Below are 26,742 nucleotides of genomic sequence, written 5' to 3' on the forward strand. Positions count from 1 at the left end.
ATGATGACGGTATGACGTTGTCGGCCGCACGGCGCACCCCGTTGTTCGAGCAGGTGGTGGGGCAGCTCCGCGAACAGATCACCTCCGGCCGCTGGCCGGTGGGCTCCCGCATCCCGATCGAGCCCGAACTGGCCGAACAGCTCGGCGTGGCCCGCGGCACCGTGCGCGAGGCCGTCCGGGCGCTGGCCCACAACGGGCTCCTGGACATCCGGCAGGGCTCGGGCACCTACGTGGCGGCCACCAGCGAGCTCGCCGGCGTCATGCGCCGCCGCTTCGCCGGGATCGGCCACGCCGACATCCGGGAGCTGCGCATGACCCTGGAGGCCTCCGCCGCGGCGCTCGCCGCCGTCCGCCGCACCGAGGCGGACCTCGCCCTGCTCCAGGAGGCGCTCGAACAGCGCGACCGCGCCTGGGGCGAGGGCGACACCGAGCGGTTCGTCCAGGCCGACGCGGCCTTCCACCACGCCGTCGTCGCCGCCTCCCACAACGCGGCGCTGACCGGCCTGTACGCCGACCTCGGCGAGGTGCTGCGCGACGAGCTGCGCGACCACCTCACCGCCGGGCTCGTCCCCGGGCGGGAGGTCGACCACGGCGGGCTGGTCGAGGCGATCAGGGCCGGCGACGCGGCGGCCGCCACCAGGGAGGCCACCCATTTCTTCCCGGAGTCCTCCAAGGACCGGGAGACCCGATGATCTACCGGCCCCGGTGGCGTGGCAGGGCCCTTCACTAATGTCCCGGGGAATCACTCTCTTAATGGCTGGTCCGCACATGATCGGCTTTGAGGGAAAATTCCATGGGAATGCGGCTATGGCTGGCACTGTCAGGGCTGGCGGCGGCCTACACCCCGGCCGTCCACGCGGTTCCGCCTGCCCTTCTCCCCACCCTTCCGCGTCACGATCCGCTCTACGGCTTCTACACCCAGAAACCGGTCTGGACGCCCTGCGCCGAGGACCGGCGCTTCTCCTGCGCGACCCTCAAGGCCCCGCTGGACTACGCCCGTCCGGACGGCGGGACCATCCGCGTCTCGCTCAACCGCCTGCCCGCCGCGGACCCGGCCCGCCGCGTCGGCGCGCTGCTCACCAATCCGGGCGGACCGGGTTCCTCGGGACTGGAATTCGTCTTCGGCGCGCACGGCTACTTCAGCGCGGCATTGCGCGCCGGTTACGACATCATCGGAATGGACCCGCGCGGAGTAGGAGCCAGCACCCCCGTCGTCTGCCGCAGTTCCAGCCCCCGGCGAACCGCCGAAACAGACCGGGCGAAGAATCCCGCCGACCGCGCCGCGCTTTTCGCCGAGAGCTGCCTGGAAGCCTCCGGAGAACTGCTCCCCAACGTCCGTACGCCCTCGGTGGCCCGGGACCTGGACCTGGTGCGCGCCGTCCTCGGGCAGGAGCGCCTGCACTTCTACGGGGCCTCCTACGGCACCCTCCTCGGCCGGTTCTACGCCCACCTGTTCCCGGCCCGGGTGGGCCGGATGGTCCTCGACTCCGTGGTCGACCCCGCCGGCTGGCCGGGCGACCCGACCGCCCAGGCCGTGGGCTTCGAGACCGCCTTCCGGGTGATGGTCGGACGCTGCGCGCAACGGCCCCGCTGCCCGCTCGGCGGCGACCCCGCCGAGGCCCTGGCCAAGGTGAACCGGCTGATCTCCCGGACCGAGGACGACGGTCCGCTGGGCGCCGATCCGGGCGCCCTGGTGACCGGCCGCGAGGCGCTGCGGGTGATCCAGCTGGCCACCTACCGGGAGGAGACCTGGCCCGCGGTCACCGAGGCGCTCGCCGCCGCGCTGCGCGGCGACAGCGGACCCCTGCGGCTGCTGGTCGCGGTCATCCCCGGCGCCGCCGGCGGGGAGGCGCTCTCCGGCGGCTACCAGGCGGTCGTCTGCCCCCACCTGCGGCCCGAGGAGCGCACCGCCCGAGCCGCCCGGGCCGCGGGCCGCGCCGCGCTGCGGGCGGCCCCGCTGTTCGGCCGGCGGGTCGAGGCCCAGCGGCAGTCCTGCGTCCGGTGGCCCGTCCCCTCCCTGCCCGAGGCGGGGCTGGCGGTGCGGACGGACGGCGCACCGCCCCTGCTGCTGGTGCACAACCGGCACGACGCCGCGACGCCGGTCCACTGGGCCAGGAGCGCGTACGGGGAGCTGCCCGGCAGCGTCCTGGTGCTCAACGACTCCGGAGGGCACGGCTTCTACCCGATGGGGGAGTGCACGCGCGGGATCGTGGACCGGTTCCTGGTGGAAGGGCGCCTGCCCGCCCCCGGCGCCCTCTGCGAGGACCACGTGAACGTCCCGGCCGGGAGGCGGAACTGAACCGGTTCGCGCACTGCCCGCGGAGCGTGTATGGTTTTCCCTGCGAGCACGACGCAAGCCCCTTTAGCTCAGTCGGCAGAGCGTCTCCATGGTAAGGAGAAGGTCTACGGTTCGATTCCGTAAAGGGGCTCTAGAAACGAAAGAACGCCCGGCCCGCGATCGGGCTCGGGCGTTCTGCGTTTCGTAAGGCGGCTGGCTTCAGGTACTCTTAACGAGGCCGTCAGCGGCTTGTCATGGCGGGGTAGCTCAGTCAGGCAGAGCAAGCGGCTCATAATCGCTGTGTCGCCGGTTCAAGTCCGGCCCTCGCTACCAACCTGCTCCCCAAGTCCCCCCGGGACTTGGGGCAGGATGTTTGTCCCGATACCTAGCAGAAAGGCACTCCATCGTGGCTGCCACCGACGTTCGGCCGAAGATCACGCTGGCCTGCCAGGAGTGCAAGCACCGCAACTACATCACGCGGAAGAACCGGCGTAACGACCCGGATCGCCTGGAGCTGAAGAAGTACTGCCCCAACTGCAGGACCCACCAGGCGCACCGCGAGACCCGATAGAACTTCGCGCCTGCACCGTTCGGCCCGCTCACCGGTACCACCGGGAGCGGGCCGAACGTCGTTCTGTTACCTTCACGCCGGTAAGCAGGAGGAGCGACCAGTTCCCCGCGGAAGGAATCGGTATGGCACTGAACACAGATTTCATCGGGCGCAAGTTCCCGCCCAGTCCTCCCTATGAGGTCTCCCGGGTGAAGATCCGCGAGTTCGCCGACGCGATCGGCGACCGGAACCCGATCTACCGCGACGCCGAGGCGGCCCAGGCCGCCGGGCACCCGGACGTGATCGCGCCCCCGACCTTCCCGATCGTGATCTCCCTGGGCGGCGACGCCCTGGCCGACCCCGAGCTCGGCCTCAACTACGCCATGGTCGTCCACGGCGAGCAGCGCTTCGAGTACGTGCGGCCGGTCGTCGCCGGCGACGTCCTCGTGTGCGAGACGGTCATCGGCGACATCCGCAAGGCGGGCAACAACCACCTGCTCAAGATCGTCACCGAGGTCAAGGACTCCGCCGGAGAACTCGTGGTGACCTCCTACAACACCATCGTGGAACGGGGGGCCTGACATGGCGGCGACCGTGAAGTACGACGAGGTCGAGGTCGGCACCGAGATCCCGGCCCAGGCCTACCCCGTCAAGCGCCTCAACCTGGTGATGTACGCGGGCGCGTCCGGCGACTTCAACCCCATCCACTGGGACGAGAAGTTCGCCAAGGCCGTCGGCCTGCCCGACGTGATCGCCCACGGCATGTTCACCATGGCCCAGGGCGGCCGGTTCGTCACCGACTGGGCGGGCGACCCCGGCGCCGTCCTCGACTACGGCGTGCGCTTCTCCGGCATGGTCCCGGTGTCCTACGACACCGGCAACGTCATCGAGATCAGCGGCGTCGTCGAGGAGAAGCTCGAGGACAACAAGGTCGTGGTGGGCCTCACCGCCCGCGAGGCCGGCGGCATGAAGGTGCTCAGCCAGGCCAAGGCCGTCGTCCGGCTCGCCTGAGAGCCCCTCCGCGCGTCCGCCCCCGCCGGGGCGGACGCGCGCGGCTTCGGAGAAGATGTACCGGACGGCCAGGCGGACCGGAGGGACGGGAGCTCGGATGAACGTGCGCTGCCAGGATGTGAGGCTCGCCGGATACACCACGCTGCGGCTGGGCGGGCCGGCCCGCACCTTCGTGGAGGCGAGCACCGAGGAAGCGCTGATCGAACAGGTCCGCGCCGCCGACGAGGCGGGGGAGCCCGTCCTCATCCTCGGCGGCGGGAGCAACCTCGTGATCTGCGACGAGGGCTTCCCCGGAACCGTCATCCGCGTCGCCACCCGCGGTGTGACGATCTCGAACGGGCTGGTGACGGCCCAGGCCGGCGAGGAGTGGGACGCCTTCGTCGCCCGCGTCGTCGCCGAAGGCCTCTGTGGCGTCGAGTGCCTGTCGGGCATCCCCGGGCGGGTCGGCGCCACCCCCATCCAGAACGTCGGCGCCTACGGGCAGGACGTCGCCGAGACCGTCGCCGAGGTGCGCGTCTACGACCGGCGGGAGCAGCGCGTCCGCGTCTTCACGCCCGCCGAGTGCGCCTTCTCCTACCGGCACAGCGTCTTCAAGGGCGACGACCGCTACGTGGTCCTGTCCGTCTCCTTCCGGCTCGAGGAGACCGGCGAGTCCCGGCCGATCAGGTACGCCGAGCTCGCGCGCACGCTCGGCGTGGAACCCGGCGGCACCGTCCCCCTCCAGGAGGCCAGGGACGCCGTCCTGGCCCTGCGCCGGGGCAAGGGCATGGTCCTGGACCCCGACGACCCCGACACCCGCAGCGCCGGCAGCTTCTTCACCAACCCGATCCTCACCGAGGAGGAGCTGAAGCTCCTGTCCGAACGGGCCGAGGGCTTCCCCGCCTTCCCCGAGTCCGGGGGGCGCACCAAGACCTCCGCCGCCTGGCTGATCGACAAGGCGGGCTTCGCCAAGGGCTACGCCAGGGGTCCGGTCCGGCTGTCGACCAAGCACACCCTCGCCCTGACCAACCCGGGGCCCGAGGGCACCGCGCGGGACCTGCTGGCCCTCGCCCGCGAGATCCGGGCCGGGGTCCGCGCGGCCTTCGGCGTGACCCTGGTCAACGAACCCGTCTTCGTGGGGCTCTCGCTCGAGGACTCGCAGGACGAGCCCGTCGGCGCCTCCGGGGTCTAAAGCCACGCGGCCGGGGCGCCCGCCGCGGCGACGGGTCGGGGGACTCCGGCCAACCAGTCGTCGACGCCCTGGAGGAGCTGTTTGCGCACTCCGGGCGGGGCGGCCGAGCCCCGGATCGAGCAGCGCGCCAGCTCGGCCAGCTCCTCGTCGGTGAAACCGTGCTCGCTGCGGGCCAGCTCGTACTGGGCGGTCAGCCGCGAGCCGAACAGCAGCGGGTCGTCGGCCCCCAGCGCGATCGGCACGCCCGCCTCGAACAGGCGGCGGACCGGGACCTCCCCGACGCTCCTGGCGACCCCCAGCGAGACGTTCGAGGCGGGGCAGACCTCCAGGGTGACGCCGCGGGCCGCGATCTTCTCCACGAGCCGGGGATCCTCGACCGAGCGCACCCCGTGCCCGATCCGGTCGGCGCCCAGCAGGTCGATGCAGGGGCGCACGGACTCGGGGCCCTGCAGCTCCCCGCCGTGCGGCGTCGAGAGCAGCCCGCCGCGCCTGGCGATGCGGAACGCCCGCTCGAACTCGTACGGCCTGCCGCGCCGCTCGTCGTTGGAGAGCCCGAAGCCGACCACGCCCCGCCCGGCGTACCGGACGGCGAGCCGGGCCAGCGTCCGGGCGTCCAGCGGGTGCCGGGTGCGGTTGGCCGCGATGACCACCCCGATGCCCACCCCGGTGGCCAGCTCGGCCTCCCGGACCGCGTCGAGCACCAGCTCGACGGTCGGGGTCAGCCCGCCGAACCGGTGGGCGTACCCGGACGGGTCCACCTGGATCTCCAGCCAGCCAGAGCCCTCGACCGCCTCGTCCTCGGCCGTCTCCCGCACCAGCCTGCGCAGGTCCTCGGGAGTCTGCAGCACCGACCTGGCGAGGTCGTACAGGCGCTGGAAGCGGAACCAGCCGCGCTCGTCGGTGGCCCGCAGGGCCGGGGGCCACTCCGAGACCAGCGACTCGGGCAGCTGGACCCGGTGGCGGAGGGCCAGCTCGACCAGCGTCGAGTGCCGCATGGACCCCGTGAAGTGCAGGTGGAGGTGTGCTTTCGGCAGTTGAGACAGATCCCGGCTCTCCATTGCCCAATCCTGCCCGTTCAGGTTCCGTTCACTCTGTCGACCTGCTCACGAACCACCCGGAAGCCATCCGGAAGGACTACTCGGGACCACACGCGGGGCTTCCAGTTCGACGTGAGGCGTCCGGGCACGTATGCTTCTCTTCTTAGTGGCGCGTGTTCCTAGCACGCCCGCTGAAGGGCAATGGCGCAATTGGTAGCGCTCCGGTCTCCAAAACCGGCGGTTGGGGGTTCGAGTCCCTCTTGCCCTGCGGAGCAGCTTCACGTTCCCAGCTGCACGTGAGCACGCATAAGGTGAGTACACGCGCGGCGGAACGTGCCGTGTCGGACGATCAATCCGAACGAGGGTGAGATGGCGACTGAGACCCGCGACGCCGCGACCGAGGACAAGGGAAAGCCGGCCAAGCGCAAGCGGACCAGCCCCCTCCTGTTCATCCGTCAGGTCGTCGGCGAGCTCCGTAAGGTCATCTGGCCGACCCGCAGGGAACTGGTCAACTACACCATCGTCTCGATGGTGTTCGTGCTGTTCATGATCGGTATCGTCACTCTGCTCGACTGGGGAATTCAGAAGGGTATTTACGCGCTCTTCGCCGGCTGAGTCTGGATCCTGAAAGCCCCAGGCGGACCCGCAGCGGACAGAGCCGTTACCGTTCCAACCCAGGTTGTCACCTAGAGAGAGAGTCACTGCCGTGTCCGAGTCGTCGCAGTTCCACGACGAGCTCCAGCCGGAGCCGCTGTCGGATCAGGTGGCCGAGGAGGCGGAGGAGACCTCCGAGAACGAGCCCGCCGAGGGCGTCGAGGCCGAGGAGACCCCGGCCGAGGAGGCCCAGGGCGAAGAAGCCGAGGCCGAGGCCGCCGTCGACCCGCACGAGGAGTTCATGCGCGAGCTGCGCATGCAGGCGGGCGAGTGGTATGTCGTCCACACCTACGCGGGTTACGAGAACCGGGTCAAGAGCAACATCGAGACCCGCACCGTCACCCTCAACATGGAGGACTACATCTTCCAGATCGAGGTGCCCCAGCACGAGGTCACCGAGATCAAGGGCGGCAAGCGGCAGAAGGTCAACGAGAAGGTCCTGCCCGGCTACATCCTGGTGCGCATGGACCTGACCGACGAGTCCTGGGGCGCGGTCCGCAACACCCCGGGCGTCACCGGCTTCGTCGGCCTGTCGAACAAGCCGTCCCCGCTCAGCCTCGAAGAGGTCGCCAAGCTGCTGGCCCCCGAGCCCGCCGAGCAGACCCCGGCCGCCAAGGCCGCGGCCACCAAGGTCGCCGCGACCGTCGACTTCGAGGTCGGCGAGTCCGTCACCGTCATGGACGGCCCCTTCGCCACGCTGCCCGCCACGGTCAACGAGATCAACCTCGACACCCAGAAGCTCAAGGTGCTCGTCTCCATCTTCGGCCGGGAGACCCCGGTCGAGCTCTCGTTCAACCAGGTCAGCAAGATTTAGCGGCTATCCTGGAGAAGCATTCGCCCTCGTGCTCCGGCGCGGGGGCTTTATGCAGGTCTCGAAACACATACAGGGCTCCAACATCACGGCTCACGTTCCGGCCGGGATGTTGCCCGTCATCCGGGAGTCGGAGCCGACGCACACGGAACGAAGGGATGGCTCATGCCTCCGAAGCGTAAGAAGATCTCCGCGGTCGTCAAGGTCCAGCTGAACGCCGGCGCCGCGACCCCCGCGCCGCCCGTCGGTACCGCGCTCGGTCCGCACGGCGTCAACATCATGGACTTCTGCAAGCAGTACAACGCCGCTACCGAGGCCCAGCGCGGCAACGTGATCCCGGTCGAGATCACGATCTACGAGGACCGCTCGTTCACCTTCGTCACCAAGACGCCGCCGGCCCCGCAGATGATCCTCAAGGCCGCCGGCATCGACAAGGGCTCCGCGGTCCCGCACAAGACCAAGGTCGGCTCGATCACGCAGGCCCAGCTCCGCGAGATCGCCGAGTTCAAGATGAAGGACCTCAACGCCAACGACATCGACGCCGCCGCGAAGATCATCGCCGGCACCGCCCGCTCCATGGGCATCGAAGTCAAGTAGTCCATTCCTGTGGGAGGGCCCGCGCGGCCCGCACCACGAACTCCCGGGAAAGGGGAGCAGCATGAAGCGCAGCAAGAGCTACCGCGCCGCGGCAGACAAGATCAACAAGGACGAGCTGTACACGCCGCTGGCGGCGGTGCGCCTCGCCAAGGAGACCACGGTCACCAAGTTCGACCCGACCATCGAGGTGAACACCCGCCTCGGCGTCGACCCGCGCAAGGCCGACCAGATGGTCCGCGGCACCGTGAACCTGCCGCACGGCACCGGTAAGACCGCCCGCGTGCTGGTCATCGCCGGTGGCGCGAAGGCGGACGAGGCCCGGGCCGCCGGCGCCGACTTCGTGGGCGCCGACGACATGATCGAGCAGATCTCCGGCGGTTTCCTGGACTTCGACGCGGTCGTCGCCACCCCGGACATGATGGGCAAGGTCGGTCGCCTGGGCCGGGTGCTCGGTCCGCGTGGCCTCATGCCCAACCCCAAGACCGGCACCGTGACGATGGACGTGGCCAAGGCCGTCACCGAGATCAAGGGCGGCAAGATCGAGTTCCGCGTGGACCGTCACGCGAACCTCCACTTCATCATCGGCAAGGCGTCCTTCGACGACCGCCAGCTGGTGGAGAACTACGCCGCCGCGATCGAGGAGATCCTGCGGCTCAAGCCGTCCGCGGCCAAGGGCCGTTACCTGAAGAAGGTGACGGTCACCTCGACGATGGCGCCCGGCATCCCGGTCGACCCGACCGTGACCCGCGGCTTCACCGCCGAGCTGGACGAGGCGAACGCGTAGGTCCTGCGTTCGGACGAAGGCCTCCGGGGGATTCCCCCGGGGGCCTTCGTCCGTCTAAGGTCTGATGGCTCCGGCGGCGAGGTTGGTTCCGCTGGGGGATGTGACGGACATAGGCGACAGGGGAGACTGGGCACATGATGAAGATCGCGTCGGGTGCCGTGGCAGGCACCGTCCTCCTCCTGTCCCTCACGGCATGTGAGGGGGAGACCACCGCCTCCGGCAACGGCCCGGACAACACGGTCAACCTGAGCGCCTCCCAGGTTCTGGACCGCACGGCCACCCGGTCGGCGGAGGTCGAGACGTTCACCGCCGACCTCACGGTCGACGGTTCGGGTTCGGTGCGGGGCAGCGGGGCGTTCCGGATGAAGCCGTCGCCGGCGTTCTCGGTGAACCTGGAGCAGCTGTCCTTCGGCGGGGTGACGGTGGGAACCGGCGGCACCCGGGTGGTGCTGCTGGACGAGACCGTCTACGTGCAGAACTCCCAGCTGAGCCAGTTCCTGAACTCCGGCAAGCCCTGGATGAAGATCACGCTGGGGGAGGCCGCGAACGCGGTGGGCTTCAACCCGAACGATCTGCTGAAGCAGGTCGACCAGGCCGACCCGGGCAAGCTGAGCCGGATCCTCTCCTCCTCCACCGACGTGAAGAAGGTCGGCTCGGAGAAGATCGACGGTGTGGAGACCACGCATTACCAGGGCACGGTCGACGTCAAGAAGTCGATGACCGAGTACGACCCCGAGCTGCGGGCGACCGCCGAGCAGCTGAGCAACGGCTCGGAGAAGCTCGGGTTCGACATCTGGGTGGACGGTGAGCAGCTGCCGCGCAAGGTCATCACGAAGGTGACCACGTCGGAGGCCAAGCAGTTCAACGTGACGGTCGTCTTCCGCGACTACGGCAAGCCGGTCTCGGTGGCGGCGCCCCCGGCCGACCAGGTGGGCGACATCAAGCTCCCGTAGGCCACGTCGGGTCCCCTGAGGGGGCCGGCTTCCGGCGACCGGGTCGTACTCCCGGGCTCGTACCGCTCGGGTTTGTACCACTCGGTCGTCGGGGGTAGTCTGTTCATTGCCGAAGACCGCTGGTTGCTGCCGCATGGCAGCCGAAGGATCCTGAGACACTCAGGGCGGCCCGCGTAGGTGAACCCGAGCTTCACAGTGATTTCCCGTTCTGTGACGTCCCGTGTGCATCTGCGCCGGGGCGTTTTGTGCGTTTCAGGGAACTTTGTCCGGCGGATCAGACTTCTCCCCGCGTTTGCGGGGATGGTCCCAGTTGGAAGGAGTCCCATGGCGAGGGCGGACAAGGCAGCGGTCGTCGCTGAGCTCAAGAACGATTTCGAGAGCTCCAGCGCCGCCGTTCTGACCGAGTACCGCGGGCTCACTGTGGCTCAGCTCAAGGAGCTGCGCCGCAGCCTCGGTGACACGGCGAAGTTCGCCGTCGTGAAGAACACGCTGACCAAGATCGCCGCGAAGGACGCCGGCGTCGAGGGCCTGGACGCGCTGCTCCAGGGCCCCTCGGCGATCGCGTTCGTCAAGGGCGACGTGGTCGAGGCCGCCAAGGGCCTGCGCGAGTTCTCCAAGGCGAACCCCAAGCTCGTGATCAAGGGCGGTTACCTCGAGGGCAAGTCCCTCGACGCCGACCAGGTCACCAAGCTGGCCGACCTCGAGTCGCGCGAGGTGCTCCTCGCGAAGCTCGCGGGCGCGATCAAGGCCAAGCAGAGCGCCGCCGCGGCGATGTTCAACGCGCTGCCGACGCAGATGGCCCAGCTCTCCGACGCCCTGCGCGCCAAGCGCGCCGAGGCCGGCGAGACCGTCACCGAGGAGGCCTCGGCCGAATAAGGCCGGGTCCCCATCCCGTGGTCGCAAGACTGAAGTAGAAAGCCAGACGGAGGAAAATCATGGCGAAGCTCAGCACCGACGAGCTGCTCGACGCTTTCAAGGAGATGACCCTTCTCGAGCTCTCCGAGTTCGTGAAGCAGTTCGAAGAGGTCTTCGACGTCAAGGCCGCCGCCCCGGTCGCGGTCGCCGCGGCTCCGGCCGCCGGTGGCGCCGGTGGCGCTGCCGAGGCCGCTGAGGAGAAGGACGAGTTCGACGTCATCCTCGAGGCCGCCGGCGACAAGAAGATCCAGGTCATCAAGGAGGTCCGCGCTCTGACCTCCCTCGGCCTGAAGGAGGCCAAGGACCTGGTCGACGGCGCGCCGAAGCCGCTGCTGGAGAAGGTCAACAAGGAGACCGCCGACAAGGCCAAGGCCGCCCTCGAGGGCGCCGGCGCCACTGTTACGGTCAAGTAACATATTTCACGTCGGTCGAACGGCCGGTCGCCCCGTCTGGGGCGGCCGGCCGTTCGCTTTGTCGCCACGGCCGCCAGAAAACATCGGGCGCACTTATCACCTGACTGATAAGTAGGGCTTCTGACCTTCACCGTTCTCGCCGAGGCGCTTTGGGCGGGTGGTTCTATCACCTTGAAGTGCTGGTCAACACCCCAGTAGGCTCAGATGTGGCATAAGTAACGATTAACTTACAGCGTCGCTTTTGCCCCCAGAACTTGGTTCCGGGCCCTTCCCTTTTGTGGATTCGGCACTAAGTTAGGGGAATCCGGCCTGGAAGCTACCGGCCGGTAGTCACGAAGCAAACGCGCTGGGTGACATGGAGCTTCTACTCGCTCATGGATCCGGAATCCCCCGGCTGGACGAGAGGTGACGAGTGGGCGTCGAGATTCGGGTCGAAGGACTGACCAAACGCTTTGGCCGACAGACCATTTGGGAAGATGTCTCGCTGACACTGCCCGCAGGTGAGATCTCGGTCCTTCTGGGACCTTCGGGAACGGGTAAGTCCGTCTTCCTGAAGACCCTGGTGGGACTGCTCAAACCCGAACGCGGCAACGTGTGGATCGGAGACCGCAACCTTCCGCAGCTGCCGGAGGACCTGCTCTACGAGACCCGGAAGTTGTTCGGCGTCCTCTTCCAGGACGGCGCGCTGTTCGGCTCGATGAACCTCTTCGACAACATCGCGTTCCCCCTGCGCGAGCACACGAAGAAGAGCGAGTCCGAGGTCAAGCGCATCGTCCTCGAGAAGATGGACATGGTCGGTCTGATCGGTGCCGAGGGCAAGCTCCCCGGCGAGATCTCCGGCGGTATGCGCAAGCGCGCCGGCCTCGCCCGCGCCCTGGTGCTGGACCCCGAGATCATCCTCTTCGACGAACCCGACTCCGGTCTGGACCCGGTCCGCACCGCGTACCTGAACCAGCTGATCGTCGACCTGAACGCCCAGATCGGTGCGACGTTCCTCATCGTCACCCACGACATCAACACCGCGCGGACGGTGCCGGACAACATCGGCCTGCTGTTCCGCCGCGAGCTGATCATGTTCGGCCAGCGCGAGATGCTGCTGTCCTCCGAGGAGCCGGTCGTGCGCCAGTTCCTCAACGCCCGCCGCGTCGGCCCGATCGGCATGTCCGAGGAGAAGGACGTGAGCGAGCTCGAGGCCGAGGCCGCCGCCGGCAACGACCCCGGCAAGCTGCCGCCCATCCCGCCGCAGCTGATGCCCTCCGACGGCAGGATCCGTCCGACCCAGCACGCGCCCGGCTCCTGGCTGCGGGCCAACGGCGTCACCCCGCCGCCCGGCTCCTTCATCGACGACCTGGGCCGCAACTGGATCGACGAGTGGCCGCGTTATGTCGCCAGCATGGGCGTCTCGCCCGCCGGGGGCATCCGGAAATGACGACGGCAGGACCCGGCGCAGCCTCCAGCAGGCTGCGCCCCGTCGCCGACGGCGCGGTCAACATCCTGATCAAGGAACCGGGCCGTTTCTTCGGCCTGGTGCTCGACGTCTTCAGGGCCATGTTCAAGTGGCCCTTCCAGTGGCGCGAGTTCATTCAGCAGGCGTGGTTCATCGTCGGGGTCACCGTGATCCCGACCGCCCTCGTGGCGATCCCGTTCGGCGCGGTGCTCGCGCTGCAGATGGGCGGGCTGATTCGGCAGATGGGCGCCCAGTCCTACATGGGCGCCACCAGCGTCATCGCGATCGTGCGCGAGGCCAGCCCCATCGTGACCGCGCTGCTCATCGCAGGCGCGGCGGGTTCGGCGATGTGCGCCGACCTGGGCGCCCGCAAGATCCGCGAGGAGATCGACGCGATGGAGGTGCTGGGCATCAACCCCCTGCACCGGCTCGTCGTCCCCCGGATGCTCGCCTGCGCGTTCATCGGCCTGTTCCTCAACGGCATGGTCAGCGTCGTCGGCATCGTCGGCGGCTACGTCTTCAACGTCATGCTGCAGGGCGGTACGCCGGGTGCGTATCTGGCCTCCTTCAGCGGCATGGCGCAGCTGCCCGACCTGTACCAGGCCGAGTTCAAGGCCTTCGTCTTCGGCCTGACGGCCGGGCTCGTCGCGGCATACAAGGGGCTCAACGCCAAGGGCGGCCCCAAGGGCGTGGGCGACGCGGTGAACCAGACCGTCGTCCTCACCTTCGTGCTGCTGTTCCTGGAGAACTTCTTGATCAGCGCCATCTACTTCGAGTTCGTCCCGGCGAAGGGCTCGTAACGGTGTCCATTCTGCGCAAGCCCGTGGACCAGCTGGACGATCTCGGACAGCAGCTGTCCTTCTACGCGCGGGTCTTCGCCTGGTTCTTCAGGGCGGCCACCCGCTACCGGACCGAGGTGCTGCGGCTGCTGGCCGAGGTGTCCCTGGGCACCGGCGGCCTGGCGGTGGTCGGCGGCTCGGCGGCGATCGTCGGGTTCATGACCTTCTTCACCGGCACCGAGGTCGGCCTGCAGGGCTTCAACGCCCTCAACCAGATCGGTTCGGCGGCCTTCACCGGCTTCATCTCCTCCTACTTCAACACCCGGGAGCTGGCCCCGCTGGTCAGCGCCCTGGCGTTGTCGGCGACGGTCGGATGCGGCTTCACCGCCCAGCTCGGCGCGATGCGCATCTCCGATGAGATCGACGCGCTGGAGGTCATGGCGGTTCCCACGGTGCCGTTCCTGGTGTCCACCCGGCTGATCGCCGGCCTGATCGCGGTCATCCCCCTGTACGTGATCGGCCTGCTGGCGTCCTACCTGGGCACCCGGCTGATGGTCACCTTCGTCTACGGCCAGTCGACCGGAACCTACGACCACTACTTCGGTCTCTTCCTGTTGCCGGAGGACATCCTCTGGTCGTTCGGGAAGGTGTTGATCTTCGCCACGCTGGTCATGCTGATCCACTGCTACTACGGCTACAACGCCAGCGGCGGCCCGGCCGGCGTCGGCGTGGCGGTCGGCCGCGCGGTCCGCACCAGCATCATCACGGTCAACGTGCTCGACCTGCTGCTGGGTCTGGCGATCTGGGGTGCCGGCACGAGTGTGAGAGTGGCGGGATAACCGATGACACATGCATCCCCCGGAACGGGAGAGAAGTTCCGCTCCCGGCTTTACGGCATCGTCTTCATCGTCGTCTGCGTCGTGTTCGTGGTCGCGTGCCTGGCCTTCTACCAGCGGGCCTTCACCCCGGTGGTCAAGGTGCGCTTCATGAGCGACCGGGCCGGGCTCCAGCTGCTGGAGCACTCGGACGTGAAGATCCGCGGTCTGATCGTCGGCGAGGTGCGCAAGATCAGCGTCACCGACGAGGGCGCGGTGATGGACCTGGCGATCCAGAAGGACAAGGCCGGATTCATCCCGGCGAACGCGACCGGCAGGCTGCTGCCCAAGACGCTGTTCGGCGAGAAGTACATCGACCTCGCCCCTCCGGCGCAGCCCTCCCAGCCGATCCGCGACGGCGTGGTCCTGCACCAGGACAAGTCCGCCGAGTCCATCGAGATCGACCAGGTGCTCAACAACCTGATGCCGCTGCTGCAGGCGGTCCAGCCGGAGAAGCTGAACGCCACGCTCACCGCGGTCGCCACCGCCCTCGAGGGCCGGGGCGACCAGCTCGGCGAGAACCTCGAGCAGCTGGACCGGCTGCTGGGCAAGGTCAACCCCGAGCTGAACACCCTGGTCCACGACATCAAGGCCCTCGGCGACGTCTCCGACATCTACGCCGACGCGACTCCCGACCTCGTGCGGGTGCTGAAGAACATCAACGTCACCAGCACCACGATCGTGGAGAAGGAGGAGGCCATCGAGGCGCTCATCCCCGCGGTCACCTCGACGGCGGAGAAGGCCAACCGGTTCATGCTGGACAACGGCAACAAGATCATCGGCGTGAACCTTGCGACCAAGGACGTGGTGAAGCTGCTGGCCACCTACGCGCCGCAGTTCCCCTGCGTCCTGGACGGCATGTCGATCATGATCCCGCGCGCCAACGAGGCGTTCGGCAACGGCACCAAGCCGATGTCCAGCCTGTACGTCGAGATCGTGAAGCCGCGGCCGGCGTACAAGAACCCGCTGGAGCGGGTGGAGTTCAACGACTACCGCAAGCCGCGGTGCTACGGCCTGCCCAACCCCAAGGTGCCCTTCCCCGACTACGTCGCGCTGGACGGCACCGAGGACAACGTCTGGTGGAAGAAGCGCGGCATCTCCAGCCTCTTCGTCCAGCCCGGCGCTGACACGTCCCAGAACGAGGCGGTGAAGTCGATCGTCGCGCCGGTGCTGCGGCAGGACTCCTCCGACGTCCCCGACTTCGCGACCCTCCTGTTCGGCCCCCTCGCGACCGGATCGGTGGTGACCATCAAGTGAGCGAGAGCACGCGAACCCTCGCCTCAGGCATCAAACTGCTGGCGTTCGTGATGTTCACGGCGCTGCTCACCGGCGTCCTGGCGGTGACCATCGCCAACGTGCGCTTCACCGACTCCCGCGAGTACGGCGCGGTCTTCACCGACGCGACCGGTCTGCTGGAGGGCGACGAGGTGCGGGTGGCCGGCGTCCGGCTGGGCAAGGTCGTCTCGGTCGAGCTGTACAAGGGAAGCCTGGCCGAGGTGCGGTTCACCCTGGACCGCTCGGGCCCGTTCGTCTCGGGCCTGCCCAAGGGCACCCTGGCCCACATCCGGTACCGGAACCTGGTCGGCCAGCGCTACCTGGCGCTGTCGGAGGGCCCCGGCACCTCCAACGAGATGCTGAAGGCGAACGAGCTCCTGCCGGTCGAGCAGACCGAGCCGTCGCTCGACCTGACCGTCCTGTTCAACGGCTTCCGCCCGCTGTTCAAGGCGCTGGACGCCGAGGACGTCAACCAGCTCTCCTACGAGATCATCAAGGTGCTGCAGGGCGAGGGCGGGACGATCAACAGCCTGCTCACCCATGTGGCGTCGCTGACCAACACGCTCGCCGACCGCGACGAGGTCATCGGCCGGGTCATCACCAACCTCAGCGAGGTGCTGGGCACGGTGTCCGCCCGCACCGACCAGACCAGCAGGATGATCAAGGAGCTGCAGGGCTTCGTCAGCGGGGTCGCCGGCGACCGTGAGGCGATCTTCGACTCGCTGGAGTCGCTGAACACGCTGGGCGGCGTGACGGCCGACCTGCTCAAGGACGCCCGCCCGTCCCTCAAGAGCGACATCGACGGCCTGAACGAGCTGACCCGCACCCTGGCCGGCCAGTCCAAGCAGATCGACACCACGATCGACCAGGCCGCCGACCGGCTGGAGAAGCTGGGCCGGACCTCGTCGTACGGCTCCTGGTTCAACTACTACCTCTGCAGCATGGACGCACGGATCGTGCTGCCTGGCGCTCCGGCGTACTACACGCCGAAGATCGTCAACGAAAACGCGAGGTGCAAGCAGTGAAGGTCCCGTTCAGAGAACAGAACCCGACCGTCCTGGGTGTCGTCGCGTTGACCGGGATCGCGGTGGGTCTGACCGTCGCGCTCAACTTCGACTCCGTGCCCCTGATCAACGGCGCCACCACCTACCACGCGCACTTCGCCGAGGCCGCCGGCCTGCGCGAGGGCGAGGAGGTGCGCATCGCCGGGGTCAAGGTCGGCAAGGTGACGGGCCTGGAGCTGGACGGCGGCCAGGTGCGGGTGGACTTCCGGATCGACAAGGAGGTGCGGATCGGCAACGAGTCCAAGGTCGACATCAAGATCAAGACTCTGCTCGGCTCGCACTTCCTCGCCGTGGACCCCAGGGGCTCGGCCCGCCAGGACCCGGACAAGGCGATCCCGGTCACCCGGACCTCCACCCCGTACGAGGTGGTGCCGGCGATCGCGGACCTGAGCAAGAACATCGACGCGATCGACACCAAGCAGCTCGCGGAGTCCTTCGACACCCTGGCCACGACGTTCGAGAACTCGCCGGAGGAGATCAAGGCCTCGCTGCGCGGCCTGCGCCGCATCTCCCAGACGGTCTCCAAGCGCGACGACGAGCTGAACGAGCTGCTCATCCGCGCCAAGGAGGTCACCGGTGTCCTCAGCGACCGCAGGGGCGAGCTCGTCAAGCTCCTCCAGGACGGCGACAAGCTGCTCGTGGCGGTGCAGAACCGGCGCAACGTGATCCACCAGCTGCTGGTGAACACCTACCAGCTCGCCCAGCAGCTGAACGCGCTGATCGACGAGAACGAGGATGAGATCAAGCCCCTGCTGGCCAACCTGCAGAAGGTCACCAAGGTGCTGCTCGACAACCGGGACAAACTGGACCGGTCGCTCCAGCTGATGGCCACCTACGGGCGGCAGTTCGCCGACGCCACCGGTTCCGGCCGATGGTTCGACAACTACATCCAGAACTTCATCCCGCTCCCGGCGAGCATCGGCGACCCCTCTAAGGACAAGTCGCCCGCCTCGTCGAAGGACAAGAACAAGAAGAAGTCCACCTCCACCGAGAAGTCGTCCGGCAACGGCTCCCTCCCGCTGCTTCCGTGAGGTCACCAGTGCGAACTTTCTTCAAAGCCGTGGTGCCACTCGTGGTGGTGGCGCTGGCCGTGGCCGCCGTGGTGGTGTTCTGGCCGAGCGCCCCCGTGAAACGGCTCACCGCTTACTTCACCAACACCGTCGGCCTCTACGAGGGCGCGGACGTCACGATCCTGGGCATCCCGGTGGGAGAGGTCGACAAGATCACTCCGGCCGGTCAGGCCGTGAAGGTCGAACTGCACTACGAGGCCAAGTACAAGATCCCGGCGGACGCCCAGGCCGTCATCGTGGCGCAGTCGCTGGTGTCCGACCGGTTCGTCCAGCTCACCCCGGTGTTCACCAGCGGCGCCGTCCTGCAGGACAAGGCGACGCTGGACGTCGCCCGCACCGCGGTCCCGGTCGAGGTCGACGAGGTCGCCAACAGCCTCAACGAGCTGAGCAAGGCCCTGGGCCCCGAGGGCGCCAACGCCGACGGCTCGCTCTCCAAGATGCTGGAGGTGGCCGCGCGCAACTTCGACGGCAACGGCGAGGAGATCCGCGGCACCATCAAGGACTCCGCCGAGGTGCTGTCGACGCTGAGCGACAACAGCGACAACATCACCGCCTCGATCGAGAACCTCGAAAGCGTCACCCAGGCGCTGGCGGACAACGACACCACGGTGCGGCAGTTCACCGACCACCTCGGCGAGGTGTCGGCGCAGCTGAACGGGGAGAAGGAGGAGCTCGACCAGGTCCTCAAGATCCTCGGCCCGACGCTGCGGAACGTCACCTCCTTCGTCAAGGACAACCGCAAGTCGCTGTCCAAGAACGTCAACGACCTGGCCGAGATCACCGCGATCCTGGTCAAGCAGCAGGACGCGCTGGACGAGTTCACCAGGACCGCTCCGGTGGCCATCAGCAACATGACCCGCGCCTACGACCCGATCTCCGGGACGCTGCACACCCGCGCCAACTTCCGGCAGTTCAAGAACCCGGCGGACTGGATCTGCTCGCTGGCCTACTCGCTGGGCACCCCGGCGAACGAGTGCCTCCAGACCCTGAAGCCGATCTCCGGCGGTCTGGGCGTGGACCTGCACCTGGACATCTCCTGGATCACGGCGCTGACCACCACCTACAACCCCGAGCCGCTGCCTCCGGACGCCTACGGGCCGAACAAGCCCAAGAAGGGCGCGAAGAAGTCCGCGAAGAAGACGACCTCGAACAACTCTGGCCCTGCCGACAAGACCCTCGGCGGCCTCCTGCTGGGAGGGACCTCATGAAACGGCTGGCCCTCGCGCTCGCCGGGAGCCTGCTCCTCACCGGGTGCGGTTTCCAGGGAGTCTCCTCCATCCCGCTGCCCGGCGGGCCCGACCTGGGGGACGACCCCTACGAGGTGAAGATCCACTTCACCAACGTGCTGGACCTGGTGCCCCAGTCGACGGTGAAGGTCAACGACGTGTCCGTCGGCCGGGTCGAGAAGGTCGAGCTGGACGGCTGGCAGGCCAAGGTCACCGTCAAGATCAACCAGGACGCGAAGCTCCCGGACAACGCCATGGCGACCATCGCCCAGACCAGCCTCCTGGGCGAGAAGTACATCGACCTCAAGGCCCCGCAGGAGGGGCCGACCGGTGAACTCGGCGACGGGGACGTGATCCCGATCAGCCAGACCAACCGCAACACCGAGGTGGAAGAGGTGCTGTCGGCGATGTCGCTGCTCCTCAACGGCGGCGGCATCGAGCAGGTCTCCACCATCACCAAGGAGCTCAACGCGGCGCTGTCCGGCCGCGAGGAGTCGATCAAGTCCGTGCTGCGGCGGATCGACGTCTTCGTGGGAACCCTGGACCGGCAGCGGCACACCATCACCGACGCGCTGGACAAGATCGACCGGCTGATGGTGAAGCTGGAGGCGGAGAAGGGCACGATCGCCGACACGATCGAGCAGACCGAGCCGGCGCTGGCGATCCTGGAGGAGAACCGGCAGGACCTCACCAAGATGCTGGTCAGCCTGGCGAAGTTCGGCGACGTGACCACCAACGTCGTCCAGCGTTCGAAGAAGGACCTGCTGGCGAACCTGAAGAACCTCCAGCCGGTCCTGAAGAACCTGAACAAGAGCGGTGAGAAGCTGCCGGAGAACCTGGGCGCGCTCTTCACCTACCCGTTCACGCACGCCTTCTCCAACACGGTGAAGGGCGACTTCGCGAACATGAGCATGACGGTGTCGCTGGACTTCGAGGAACTCGCGCACAACCTGCTGACGGGTACCGATCTCGACCCCGCGCTGAAGAAGTCGGCCAAGAAGCAGGGCGAGGCGCTGCGCGACCTGCTGTCGCCGCCCGGCGTCAGCATCTCCCAGACCCCGCCCGGTGTCCTGGGCGCCGGCGACGAGTCCGGGCTCGGCGGCCTGCCGCTGCCCACCATCGGGATGGAGAGCACCGACACGGAGGTGGACTCCGTGGTCCTGGGAGGCCTTTCATGATCCTCACACGCGGCGTCAAGATCCAGCTGGTGGTGTTCGCGATCATCACCGTGCTGGGCGTCGGCTACACGGCGATCCGGTACATCGGGCTGGGCGGCGGGTTGCTCGACCGGACCTACACGGCCTATGTCCAGCTGCCCGACTCCGGCGGCGCCTTCACCAACTCCGAGGTGACCTACCGCGGTGTGACGGTGGGCCGGGTCGGCCCGATCCAGCTCGTCCCGAACGGCGTGCGGATCGAGCTGGAGATGGAGAAGGGCGTGAAGATCCCCCGCGACACCCTCGCGGTGGTGGCCAACCGGTCCGCGGTCGGCGAGCAGTACATCGACCTGCAGCCGCGTTCGGACCGCGGTCCCTTCCTCGACGGGGGCGCCCCCTACACGATCCCCGCCGAGAACACCCGGATCCCGGTCAAGACCTCGGACCTGCTGATCAACGTCGACAAGACCGTCGCGTCGGTCGATCCCGAGAACCTGCGGACGATCGTCGACGAGCTGGACAAGGCCTTCAACGGCTCCGGTTCGGACCTCCAGTCGATCATCGACGACAGCGGCAAGCTCATCCGGGAGATGGACGAGAACTTCGAGACGACCTCCGACCTGCTGGACAACAGCAAGATCGTGCTGAACACCCAGCGGGACAAGGGCACGTCGATCAGGACCTTCGCCCGGGAGCTGGCCGCGCTCACCGACACCATCCGGGAGAACGACGGCAACATCCGGGAGACCATCGACACCGCGGGCCCCGCGGTGGAGGAGGTCGACAACCTGATCGACAACGTCTCGGACGACCTGCCGGTGCTGCTGGCCAACCTGACCAGCACCGGGCGGGTGCTCACCGCCGACCAGGACGCGATCCGCTCCCTGCTGATCTCGCTGCCGTTCACGGTGGCGGGCTCCCAGACGATCCTGCCGGGCGACGGCTACCAGCACATGGGTCTGGCGCTGAACATCGACACCCCGGCGCCCTGCACCGAGGGCTACGAGAAGACCAAGCCCCGCTGGCCGCAGGACACCCGGGAGACCCCGGCCCGCACCGACGTCGGCTGCAAGGCGCCGAAGAACTCGCAGACCGCGGTTCGCGGCGCCCGCAACGCCCCCGAGCCGCGGCCCTACATCAAGTTGCCTCCGGGTGCGCTGGACGGCGCCGGCGAGCCGCCCGCGGCCAGCACCCGCGCGGTCGCGAAGGACGGAACCGACGCGGACGACCGGCTGGTCTACCAGACGAACTCGACCAAATCGGTCTTCGTGACCGGTTACGATCCGACGTCCGGCAAGTACGTCGGGCCGAACGGAGTGACCTACACCGTCGGTTCCTCCGGTGGAGCCAAGAACCTGTTGGGGGATGAGTCGTGGAAGTGGCTGCTTCTGGGTCCGCTGTCGTGAAAGGCGGCGGCCTCTGGAGGACGATCACGGTGGCCGTGCTCGCCGTGGTCGCCCTCGGGCTGCTCGGTGGCGGGATCTACCCCCCGGTCGCCAAGAAGATCGCCGCGGCGAGCGAGGCGGACGACCGGGACGAGATCATCCAGGCGGCCCGCCAGGTCGGACTGAACCTGATGTCCATGGACCACCGGACGATCGAGAAGGACACCCAGCGGGTCCTCAGCGGGAGCACCGGGACGTTCAAGGACCAGTACGCGGCGCAGACCAAGACGTTCATCGACGAGATCACCAAGAACCAGGCCACCTCCCAGGCCCAGGTCCTCAGCGCCGGAGTCACCGACTACGACGAGGACTCCGCGGAGGTGATCGTGGCGGTCTCGGCCGTCGTCACCAGCCCGACCGTGCCCAACGGGACCCCCCGTAACATGCGCTTCCTGATCGAGATGAGCAAGGTCGACGGGAAGTGGCTGGCGTCGAAGTTCGGAGTGATCCAGTGAAGGTCGACAAGATCGAGGACAAGGACCTCCCCGAGACCGGCGAGGAGGAGGCGGCCGAGGAGACCGACGGCCGCCTCTCACCGAGCGGCGACGAGGAGGCCCCCGCGGAGGGCTCCGAGAAGACCGGGGATTCCGAGGACTCTGAGAAGGCCGAGGATTCTGAGGACTCCGAGGACTCTGAGGCCGCGGGGGAGTCGGCGGACTCCGAGGAGGTCGCCGGGTCCGGTGACGCCGAGGAGACCGGGGCGGACGAGGCCGCGGAGCCGAAGAAGTCCGGGAAGCCGAAGGCCGAGGCGACCAAGGCCGGTAAGAGCGGTTCGGTCGGCCTGAAGAAGGCGCGCGGGTCCGGGAAGTCCCTCAAGCCGGCGAAGGTCCGCACGGGCGCCCCGCTGTGGTCCGTGGTCGTCATGGCCGTCCTGGTGGTCGGCCTGGCCGTCGGCACCTTCCTGCTGCGCGCGGGCTCCGGGGAGACCCTCTCCAGGGACGAGGTCGACAAGGCGCTGCGCACGGCCGCGGCGACCGCCCAGCACATCTCGTCCTGGGACTACCGGACGATCGAGAGCGACACCAAGCAGGTGCTGGGCGAGACGACCGGCGACTTCCGCGAGGCGTACGAGAAGAGCGCCGCGAAGCTGCTGGAGAGCGCTCCGGAGCAGCAGGCGGTCACCGTGGGCCTGACGAGCAAGGCCGGCGTGGTGTCGGTGAGCAAGGGTCAGGTCAAGGTTCTGGTCTTTCTCAACCAGCAGACCGTCAAGAAAGACGCCGAGGCCCACATCGAGCAGCACCGGCTTCAGCTGACTATGGTGCAGAAAGATGGGGAATGGCTGGTGTCCAAGCTGGACATCCTGGGCTGACGCCGCACCGCACCCGGTCAAGATCTTTTTAATGGCCCTTGGGTCGCTCCTCCTCTGGAGGGGCGGCCCTTGCTGATTTTCGGGCGGATTTATCGGTATTCCATGTGATGCTCGTCTCCAAACTATGAGCCTTGTCACGGCTGCTCAGGGCCCGAAAAGTCCCTGTGCGGCCTTGACTTGGCCGCCTGGAGGGGCGATGCTGCGAGGCAACTGTGATGTGCATAGCGAACGTAAGCTTGCCAGCGGTGTAGCACTCGGCTACACTGCCCCTTTGCGCTGCCCTTTAGCTATCCTCCGTGCAACCATGCCGTGATCTTGGTTTGAAGGCCGGTTCCCGACACAGTTCCAGAACCAGTTGGAGACCAGGCATCACGGGTTTTTCGGGGATGCATTGGCGTGCACGTCGACAGTCCGCCGCGAGCCCTCGGAAGGACCACTCTTGGCAGCCTCGCGCAACGCCTCGAAGACCCTGACCGGTCCGAACCGCGTCTCCTTCGCGCGCATCAACGAACCGCTTGAAGTACCCGATCTCCTCGCTCTCCAGACAGAGTCTTTCGACACTCTGCTCGGCAACGAGCGGTGGAAGTCCCGGGTCAAGGCGGCTCAGGATGCGGGTCGTAGGGATGTGCCCACTCAGTCGGGTCTCGAAGAGATCTTCGAAGAGATCAGTCCCATCGAGGACTTCTCCGGGACCATGTCCCTCTCGTTCCGTGACCATCGGTTCGAGCCGCCCAAGTACTCAGTCGATGAGTGCAAGGACAAGGACATGACCTTCTCCGCCCCGATGTTCGTCACGGCGGAGTTCATCAACAACACCACCGGTGAGATCAAGAGCCAGACGGTGTTCATGGGCGACTTCCCGCTCATGACGCCCAAGGGCACCTTCATCATCAACGGGACCGAGCGCGTCGTCGTGTCGCAGCTCGTGCGCTCCCCCGGTGTCTATTTCGACCGTCAGCTGGACAAGACGTCCGACAAGGACATCTATGGCTGCAAGGTCATCCCGTCCCGGGGCGCGTGGCTCGAGTTCGAGATCGACAAGCGTGACAACGTCGGCGTGCGCATCGACCGCAAGCGCAAGCAGGGCGTCACGGTCCTGCTGAAGGCGCTCGGCTGGGACGAGGCCCGCATCCGCGAGCGCTTCGGCTCGTACGAGTCGATGAACATCACCCTCGAGAAGGACCACACCTCCGGGCAGGACGAGGCCCTTCTCGACATCTACCGCAAGCTTCGTCCGGGCGAGCCCCCGACGAAGGAGTCGGCGCAGACGCTGCTGAACAACCTGTACTTCAACCCCAAGCGCTACGACCTGGCGAAGGTCGGCCGCTACAAGGTGAACAAGAAGCTCGGCCTGGACCTGGACATGAACCAGGGCACCCTGACCGAGGAAGACATCGTCGCCACCATCGAGTACCTGGTCCGCCTGCACGCGGGCGAGGAGGAGTGCGTCGCGGCCGACGGCCGGACCATCCCGGTCGAGGTCGACGACATCGACCACTTCGGCAACCGGCGCCTGCGCTCGGTCGGCGAGCTCATCCAGAACCAGGTCAGGCTCGGCCTGGCCCGCATGGAGCGGGTCGTCCGTGAGCGCATGACCACCCAGGACGTCGAGGCGATCACCCCGCAGACCCTGATCAACATCCGCCCCGTGGTGGCGTCGATCAAGGAGTTCTTCGGCACCTCGCAGCTGTCGCAGTTCATGGACCAGACCAACCCGCTGGCGGGCCTGACCCACAAGCGCCGCCTGTCGGCGCTGGGTCCGGGCGGTCTGTCCCGTGAGCGCGCCGGCATGGAGGTCCGTGACGTCCACCCGTCGCACTACGGCCGCATGTGCCCGATCGAGACGCCGGAAGGCCCCAACATCGGCCTGATCGGCTCGCTGGCGGCGTTCGGCCGGGTCAACCCGTTCGGGTTCATCGAGACCCCGTACCGCAAGGTCATCGAGGGCAAGGTCACCGACCAGATCGACTACCTGACCGCCGACGAGGAGGACAGGTACGTCAAGGCGCAGGCCAACTCGCTGCTGAACCCGGACGGCTCCTTCGCCGAGGCCCGGGTCCTGGTCCGCACCAAGGGCGGTGAGACCGAGCTCGCACGCGCCTCCGAGGTCGACTACATGGACGTCTCCGCGCGTCAGATGACCTCGGTCGCCACCGCGATGATCCCGTTCCTGGAGCACGACGACGCCAACCGCGCGCTCATGGGCTCCAACATGCAGCGCCAGTCCGTCCCGCTGCTGCGCAGCGAGGCCCCGCTGGTCGGCACCGGCATGGAGTACCGCGCCGCGACCGACGCCGGCGACGTGATCACCGCCGAGAAGGCCGGCGTGGTCGAGGAGGTCTCGGCGGACTACATCACCGTCATGAACGACGACGGCACCCGCCAGACCTACCGTGTCGCCAAGTTCAAGCGGTCCAACCAGGGCACCTGCTTCAACCAGAAGCCGATCGTCGACGAGGGCCAGCGGGTCGAGACCGGCCAGGTGCTGGCCGACGGCCCCTGCACCGACCAGGGCGAGATGGCGCTGGGCAAGAACCTCCTGGTGGCGTTCATGCCGTGGGAGGGCCACAACTACGAGGACGCGATCATCCTGTCGCAGCGCCTCGTGCAGGACGACGTCCTGTCCTCGATCCACATCGAGGAGCACGAGGTCGACGCCCGCGACACCAAGCTGGGCCCCGAGGAGATCACCCGGGACATCCCGAACGTCTCCGAGGAGGTGCTGGCCGACCTCGACGAGCGCGGCATCATCCGCATCGGCGCGGACGTCGTCACCGGCGACATCCTGGTCGGCAAGGTCACGCCCAAGGGCGAGACCGAGCTGACCCCCGAGGAGCGGCTGCTGCGCGCGATCTTCGGTGAGAAGGCCCGCGAGGTCCGCGACACCTCGCTGAAGGTGCCGCACGGCGAGTCCGGCAAGGTCATCGGCGTCCGCGTGTTCTCGCGTGAGGACGGCGACGAGCTGCCTCCGGGCGTGAACGAGCTGGTCCGCGTCTACGTGGCCCAGAAGCGCAAGATCACCGACGGTGACAAGCTGGCCGGCCGCCACGGCAACAAGGGCGTCATCTCCAAGGTGCTGCCCGTGGAGGACATGCCGTTCCTGGAGGACGGCACCCCGGTCGACATCGTCCTGAACCCGCTGGGCGTCCCCGGCCGTATGAACGTCGGCCAGGTCCTGGAGACGCATCTGGGCTGGGTCGCCTCCCGCGGCTGGAAGATCGAGGGCGACGACGAGGACTGGAAGCGCAACCTCAAGGGCATCGGCCTGGAGGAGGCGCCGCCGTGGACCAACACGGCCACGCCGGTCTTCGACGGCGCGCACCAGGAGGACGTCCAGGGCCTGCTGGGGAGCACCATCCCCAACCGCGACGGCCAGCGCATGGTCAGCGGGGGCGGCAAGGCCAGGCTCTTCGACGGACGCTCCGGTGAGCCGTTCAAGGACCCGATCTCGGTCGGCTACATCTACATTCTCAAGCTGCTCCACCTCGTGGACGACAAGATCCACGCGCGTTCGACCGGCCCGTACTCGATGATCACCCAGCAGCCGCTGGGCGGTAAGGCGCAGTTCGGCGGCCAGCGCTTCGGTGAGATGGAGGTGTGGGCGCTGGAGGCTTACGGCGCCGCGTACGCCCTCCAGGAGCTGCTGACGATCAAGTCCGACGACGTCCTGGGCCGCGTGAAGGTCTACGAGGCGATCGTCAAGGGCGAGAACATCCCGGAACCGGGTATTCCCGAGTCCTTCAAGGTCCTCATCAAGGAAATGCAGTCGCTGTGCCTGAACGTTGAGGTTCTGTCCAGCGATGGCATGAACATCGAGTTGAGGGACACCGACGAGGACGTGTTCCGGGCCGCGGAAGAGCTGGGCATCGACCTGTCTCGGCGTGAGCCGTCCAGCGTCGAGGAAGTCTGAGAGGGGAGCCA

General features: G+C 67.7%; 26 protein-coding genes and 3 tRNA genes. 28 read left to right on the plus strand and 1 reads right to left on the minus strand.

Annotation, left to right across the window (positions count from 1 at the left end; translation table 11 throughout):
- Positions 1-11: 11 nt before the first annotated feature.
- The 8 genes from ABGB12_RS21085 (at position 12) to ABGB12_RS21120 (ending at position 5,010) form a co-directional block, all read left to right on the plus strand.
- Entirely contained in the window at positions 12-692 is a 681-nt protein-coding gene (locus tag ABGB12_RS21085) for an FCD domain-containing protein (RefSeq protein ID WP_347680449.1), read from the plus strand.
- Positions 693-793: 101 nt separating this feature from the next.
- On the plus strand, positions 794-2,299 hold the full coding sequence (locus ABGB12_RS21090) for an alpha/beta hydrolase (protein ID WP_347680451.1): 1,506 nt from the start codon (positions 794-796) through the stop codon (positions 2,297-2,299).
- A gap of 57 nt (positions 2,300-2,356) precedes the next feature.
- Positions 2,357-2,429, plus strand: a tRNA-Thr gene (locus ABGB12_RS21095).
- A 105-nt stretch (positions 2,430-2,534) separates the two neighbouring features.
- Positions 2,535-2,611 (plus strand) — tRNA-Met (locus ABGB12_RS21100).
- A 73-nt stretch (positions 2,612-2,684) separates the two neighbouring features.
- Positions 2,685-2,849 (plus strand): 50S ribosomal protein L33, encoded by a 165-nt coding sequence (rpmG, locus tag ABGB12_RS21105; protein WP_181616146.1) that lies wholly within the window; start codon positions 2,685-2,687, stop codon positions 2,847-2,849.
- A gap of 122 nt (positions 2,850-2,971) precedes the next feature.
- Positions 2,972-3,409 (plus strand): MaoC family dehydratase N-terminal domain-containing protein, encoded by a 438-nt coding sequence (locus tag ABGB12_RS21110; RefSeq protein WP_347680454.1) that lies wholly within the window; start codon positions 2,972-2,974, stop codon positions 3,407-3,409.
- 1 nt (position 3,410) lies between these two features.
- A complete protein-coding gene (locus ABGB12_RS21115) occupies positions 3,411-3,839 on the plus strand; it encodes a MaoC family dehydratase (RefSeq protein ID WP_347680456.1) in 429 nt (142 codons plus the stop codon).
- Positions 3,840-3,936: 97 nt separating this feature from the next.
- On the plus strand, positions 3,937-5,010 hold the full coding sequence (locus tag ABGB12_RS21120) for a UDP-N-acetylmuramate dehydrogenase (RefSeq protein WP_347680458.1): 1,074 nt from the start codon (positions 3,937-3,939) through the stop codon (positions 5,008-5,010).
- Here ABGB12_RS21120 and ABGB12_RS21125 read toward each other — a convergent pair.
- Entirely contained in the window at positions 5,007-6,068 is a 1,062-nt protein-coding gene (locus ABGB12_RS21125; RefSeq protein WP_347680460.1) for an adenosine deaminase, read from the minus strand. The genes ABGB12_RS21120 and ABGB12_RS21125 overlap by 4 nt on opposite strands.
- A gap of 174 nt (positions 6,069-6,242) precedes the next feature.
- Between ABGB12_RS21125 and ABGB12_RS21130 the strand changes: the two genes are divergently transcribed.
- The 20 genes from ABGB12_RS21130 to rpoB all read left to right on the plus strand — a co-directional run bounded on the left by ABGB12_RS21130 (position 6,243) and on the right by rpoB (position 26,731).
- Positions 6,243-6,315, plus strand: a tRNA-Trp gene (locus ABGB12_RS21130).
- A 101-nt stretch (positions 6,316-6,416) separates the two neighbouring features.
- Positions 6,417-6,662, plus strand: a complete 246-nt coding sequence (gene secE / locus ABGB12_RS21135; protein ID WP_347680462.1) for a preprotein translocase subunit SecE — start codon at positions 6,417-6,419, stop codon at positions 6,660-6,662.
- A gap of 91 nt (positions 6,663-6,753) precedes the next feature.
- Complete coding sequence (nusG, locus tag ABGB12_RS21140; protein WP_347680464.1) at positions 6,754-7,515, plus strand: transcription termination/antitermination protein NusG; 762 nt, start codon at positions 6,754-6,756, stop codon at positions 7,513-7,515.
- 162 nt (positions 7,516-7,677) lie between these two features.
- Positions 7,678-8,109 (plus strand): 50S ribosomal protein L11, encoded by a 432-nt coding sequence (gene rplK / locus ABGB12_RS21145; RefSeq protein ID WP_347680466.1) that lies wholly within the window; start codon positions 7,678-7,680, stop codon positions 8,107-8,109.
- Positions 8,110-8,170: 61 nt separating this feature from the next.
- Positions 8,171-8,893 carry a 50S ribosomal protein L1 gene (rplA, locus tag ABGB12_RS21150; RefSeq protein WP_347680468.1) on the plus strand — a complete coding sequence of 241 codons (723 nt, stop codon included), beginning with the start codon at positions 8,171-8,173 and terminating at the stop codon, positions 8,891-8,893.
- A 134-nt stretch (positions 8,894-9,027) separates the two neighbouring features.
- Positions 9,028-9,846, plus strand: a complete 819-nt coding sequence (locus ABGB12_RS21155; RefSeq protein ID WP_347680470.1) for an LppX_LprAFG lipoprotein — start codon at positions 9,028-9,030, stop codon at positions 9,844-9,846.
- Between the two features lie 324 nt (positions 9,847-10,170).
- Complete coding sequence (gene rplJ / locus ABGB12_RS21160; protein ID WP_347680472.1) at positions 10,171-10,722, plus strand: 50S ribosomal protein L10; 552 nt, start codon at positions 10,171-10,173, stop codon at positions 10,720-10,722.
- 59 nt (positions 10,723-10,781) lie between these two features.
- The gene (rplL, locus tag ABGB12_RS21165; protein WP_347680474.1) at positions 10,782-11,174 is read left to right on the plus strand and encodes a 50S ribosomal protein L7/L12; all 393 of its coding nucleotides are present in this window, start codon (positions 10,782-10,784) and stop codon (positions 11,172-11,174) included.
- 412 nt (positions 11,175-11,586) lie between these two features.
- Positions 11,587-12,603 carry an ABC transporter ATP-binding protein gene (locus ABGB12_RS21170; protein WP_347680476.1) on the plus strand — a complete coding sequence of 339 codons (1,017 nt, stop codon included), beginning with the start codon at positions 11,587-11,589 and terminating at the stop codon, positions 12,601-12,603.
- Complete coding sequence (locus tag ABGB12_RS21175; RefSeq protein WP_347680478.1) at positions 12,600-13,421, plus strand: ABC transporter permease; 822 nt, start codon at positions 12,600-12,602, stop codon at positions 13,419-13,421. Before ABGB12_RS21170 ends, ABGB12_RS21175 begins: the two co-directional genes overlap by 4 nt.
- Positions 13,422-13,474: 53 nt before the next feature.
- Positions 13,475-14,239: an ABC transporter permease gene (locus ABGB12_RS21180; RefSeq protein ID WP_347680670.1), complete on the plus strand. Its 765-nt coding sequence runs from the start codon at positions 13,475-13,477 to the stop codon at positions 14,237-14,239.
- 3 nt (positions 14,240-14,242) lie between these two features.
- Positions 14,243-15,532 (plus strand): MCE family protein, encoded by a 1,290-nt coding sequence (locus ABGB12_RS21185; protein WP_347680480.1) that lies wholly within the window; start codon positions 14,243-14,245, stop codon positions 15,530-15,532.
- Positions 15,529-16,575: an MCE family protein gene (locus ABGB12_RS21190; RefSeq protein ID WP_347680482.1), complete on the plus strand. Its 1,047-nt coding sequence runs from the start codon at positions 15,529-15,531 to the stop codon at positions 16,573-16,575. Before ABGB12_RS21185 ends, ABGB12_RS21190 begins: the two co-directional genes overlap by 4 nt.
- The gene (locus ABGB12_RS21195) at positions 16,572-17,645 is read left to right on the plus strand and encodes an MCE family protein (RefSeq protein ID WP_347680484.1); all 1,074 of its coding nucleotides are present in this window, start codon (positions 16,572-16,574) and stop codon (positions 17,643-17,645) included. Before ABGB12_RS21190 ends, ABGB12_RS21195 begins: the two co-directional genes overlap by 4 nt.
- Before the next feature lie 29 nt (positions 17,646-17,674).
- The gene (locus ABGB12_RS21200) at positions 17,675-18,892 is read left to right on the plus strand and encodes an MCE family protein (protein ID WP_347680486.1); all 1,218 of its coding nucleotides are present in this window, start codon (positions 17,675-17,677) and stop codon (positions 18,890-18,892) included.
- Positions 18,889-20,088: an MCE family protein gene (locus ABGB12_RS21205; protein WP_347680488.1), complete on the plus strand. Its 1,200-nt coding sequence runs from the start codon at positions 18,889-18,891 to the stop codon at positions 20,086-20,088. Before ABGB12_RS21200 ends, ABGB12_RS21205 begins: the two co-directional genes overlap by 4 nt.
- On the plus strand, positions 20,085-21,473 hold the full coding sequence (locus ABGB12_RS21210) for an MCE family protein (protein WP_347680490.1): 1,389 nt from the start codon (positions 20,085-20,087) through the stop codon (positions 21,471-21,473). The genes ABGB12_RS21205 and ABGB12_RS21210 overlap by 4 nt, the downstream gene beginning before the upstream one ends.
- 29 nt (positions 21,474-21,502) lie before the next feature.
- Positions 21,503-21,967: a hypothetical protein gene (locus tag ABGB12_RS21215; RefSeq protein WP_347680492.1), complete on the plus strand. Its 465-nt coding sequence runs from the start codon at positions 21,503-21,505 to the stop codon at positions 21,965-21,967.
- Positions 21,964-22,821 (plus strand): hypothetical protein, encoded by an 858-nt coding sequence (locus ABGB12_RS21220; protein WP_347680494.1) that lies wholly within the window; start codon positions 21,964-21,966, stop codon positions 22,819-22,821. The genes ABGB12_RS21215 and ABGB12_RS21220 overlap by 4 nt, the downstream gene beginning before the upstream one ends.
- Positions 22,822-23,260: 439 nt before the next feature.
- Positions 23,261-26,731 (plus strand): DNA-directed RNA polymerase subunit beta, encoded by a 3,471-nt coding sequence (gene rpoB / locus ABGB12_RS21225; protein WP_347680496.1) that lies wholly within the window; start codon positions 23,261-23,263, stop codon positions 26,729-26,731.
- The last annotated feature ends 11 nt before the right edge of the window (positions 26,732-26,742 follow it).

It is taken from the genome of Actinocorallia sp. B10E7, from assembly GCF_039871655.1.
GTDB lineage: Bacteria > Actinomycetota > Actinomycetes > Streptosporangiales > Streptosporangiaceae > Actinocorallia.

Coding starts and splice junctions, on each gene's coding strand:
- ABGB12_RS21085 (WP_347680449.1), top strand. CDS start 12: ATGACGTTGTCGGCCGCACGGCGCACCCCGTTGTTCGAGCAGGTGGTG.
- ABGB12_RS21090 (WP_347680451.1), top strand. CDS start 794: ATGGGAATGCGGCTATGGCTGGCACTGTCAGGGCTGGCGGCGGCCTAC.
- ABGB12_RS21110 (WP_347680454.1), top strand. CDS start 2,972: ATGGCACTGAACACAGATTTCATCGGGCGCAAGTTCCCGCCCAGTCCT.
- ABGB12_RS21115 (WP_347680456.1), top strand. CDS start 3,411: ATGGCGGCGACCGTGAAGTACGACGAGGTCGAGGTCGGCACCGAGATC.
- ABGB12_RS21120 (WP_347680458.1), top strand. CDS start 3,937: ATGAACGTGCGCTGCCAGGATGTGAGGCTCGCCGGATACACCACGCTG.
- ABGB12_RS21125 (WP_347680460.1), bottom strand. CDS start 6,068: ATGGAGAGCCGGGATCTGTCTCAACTGCCGAAAGCACACCTCCACCTG.
- secE (WP_347680462.1), top strand. CDS start 6,417: ATGGCGACTGAGACCCGCGACGCCGCGACCGAGGACAAGGGAAAGCCG.
- rplK (WP_347680466.1), top strand. CDS start 7,678: ATGCCTCCGAAGCGTAAGAAGATCTCCGCGGTCGTCAAGGTCCAGCTG.
- rplA (WP_347680468.1), top strand. CDS start 8,171: ATGAAGCGCAGCAAGAGCTACCGCGCCGCGGCAGACAAGATCAACAAG.
- ABGB12_RS21155 (WP_347680470.1), top strand. CDS start 9,028: ATGATGAAGATCGCGTCGGGTGCCGTGGCAGGCACCGTCCTCCTCCTG.
- rplJ (WP_347680472.1), top strand. CDS start 10,171: ATGGCGAGGGCGGACAAGGCAGCGGTCGTCGCTGAGCTCAAGAACGAT.
- rplL (WP_347680474.1), top strand. CDS start 10,782: ATGGCGAAGCTCAGCACCGACGAGCTGCTCGACGCTTTCAAGGAGATG.
- ABGB12_RS21175 (WP_347680478.1), top strand. CDS start 12,600: ATGACGACGGCAGGACCCGGCGCAGCCTCCAGCAGGCTGCGCCCCGTC.
- ABGB12_RS21185 (WP_347680480.1), top strand. CDS start 14,243: ATGACACATGCATCCCCCGGAACGGGAGAGAAGTTCCGCTCCCGGCTT.
- ABGB12_RS21205 (WP_347680488.1), top strand. CDS start 18,889: ATGAAACGGCTGGCCCTCGCGCTCGCCGGGAGCCTGCTCCTCACCGGG.
- ABGB12_RS21210 (WP_347680490.1), top strand. CDS start 20,085: ATGATCCTCACACGCGGCGTCAAGATCCAGCTGGTGGTGTTCGCGATC.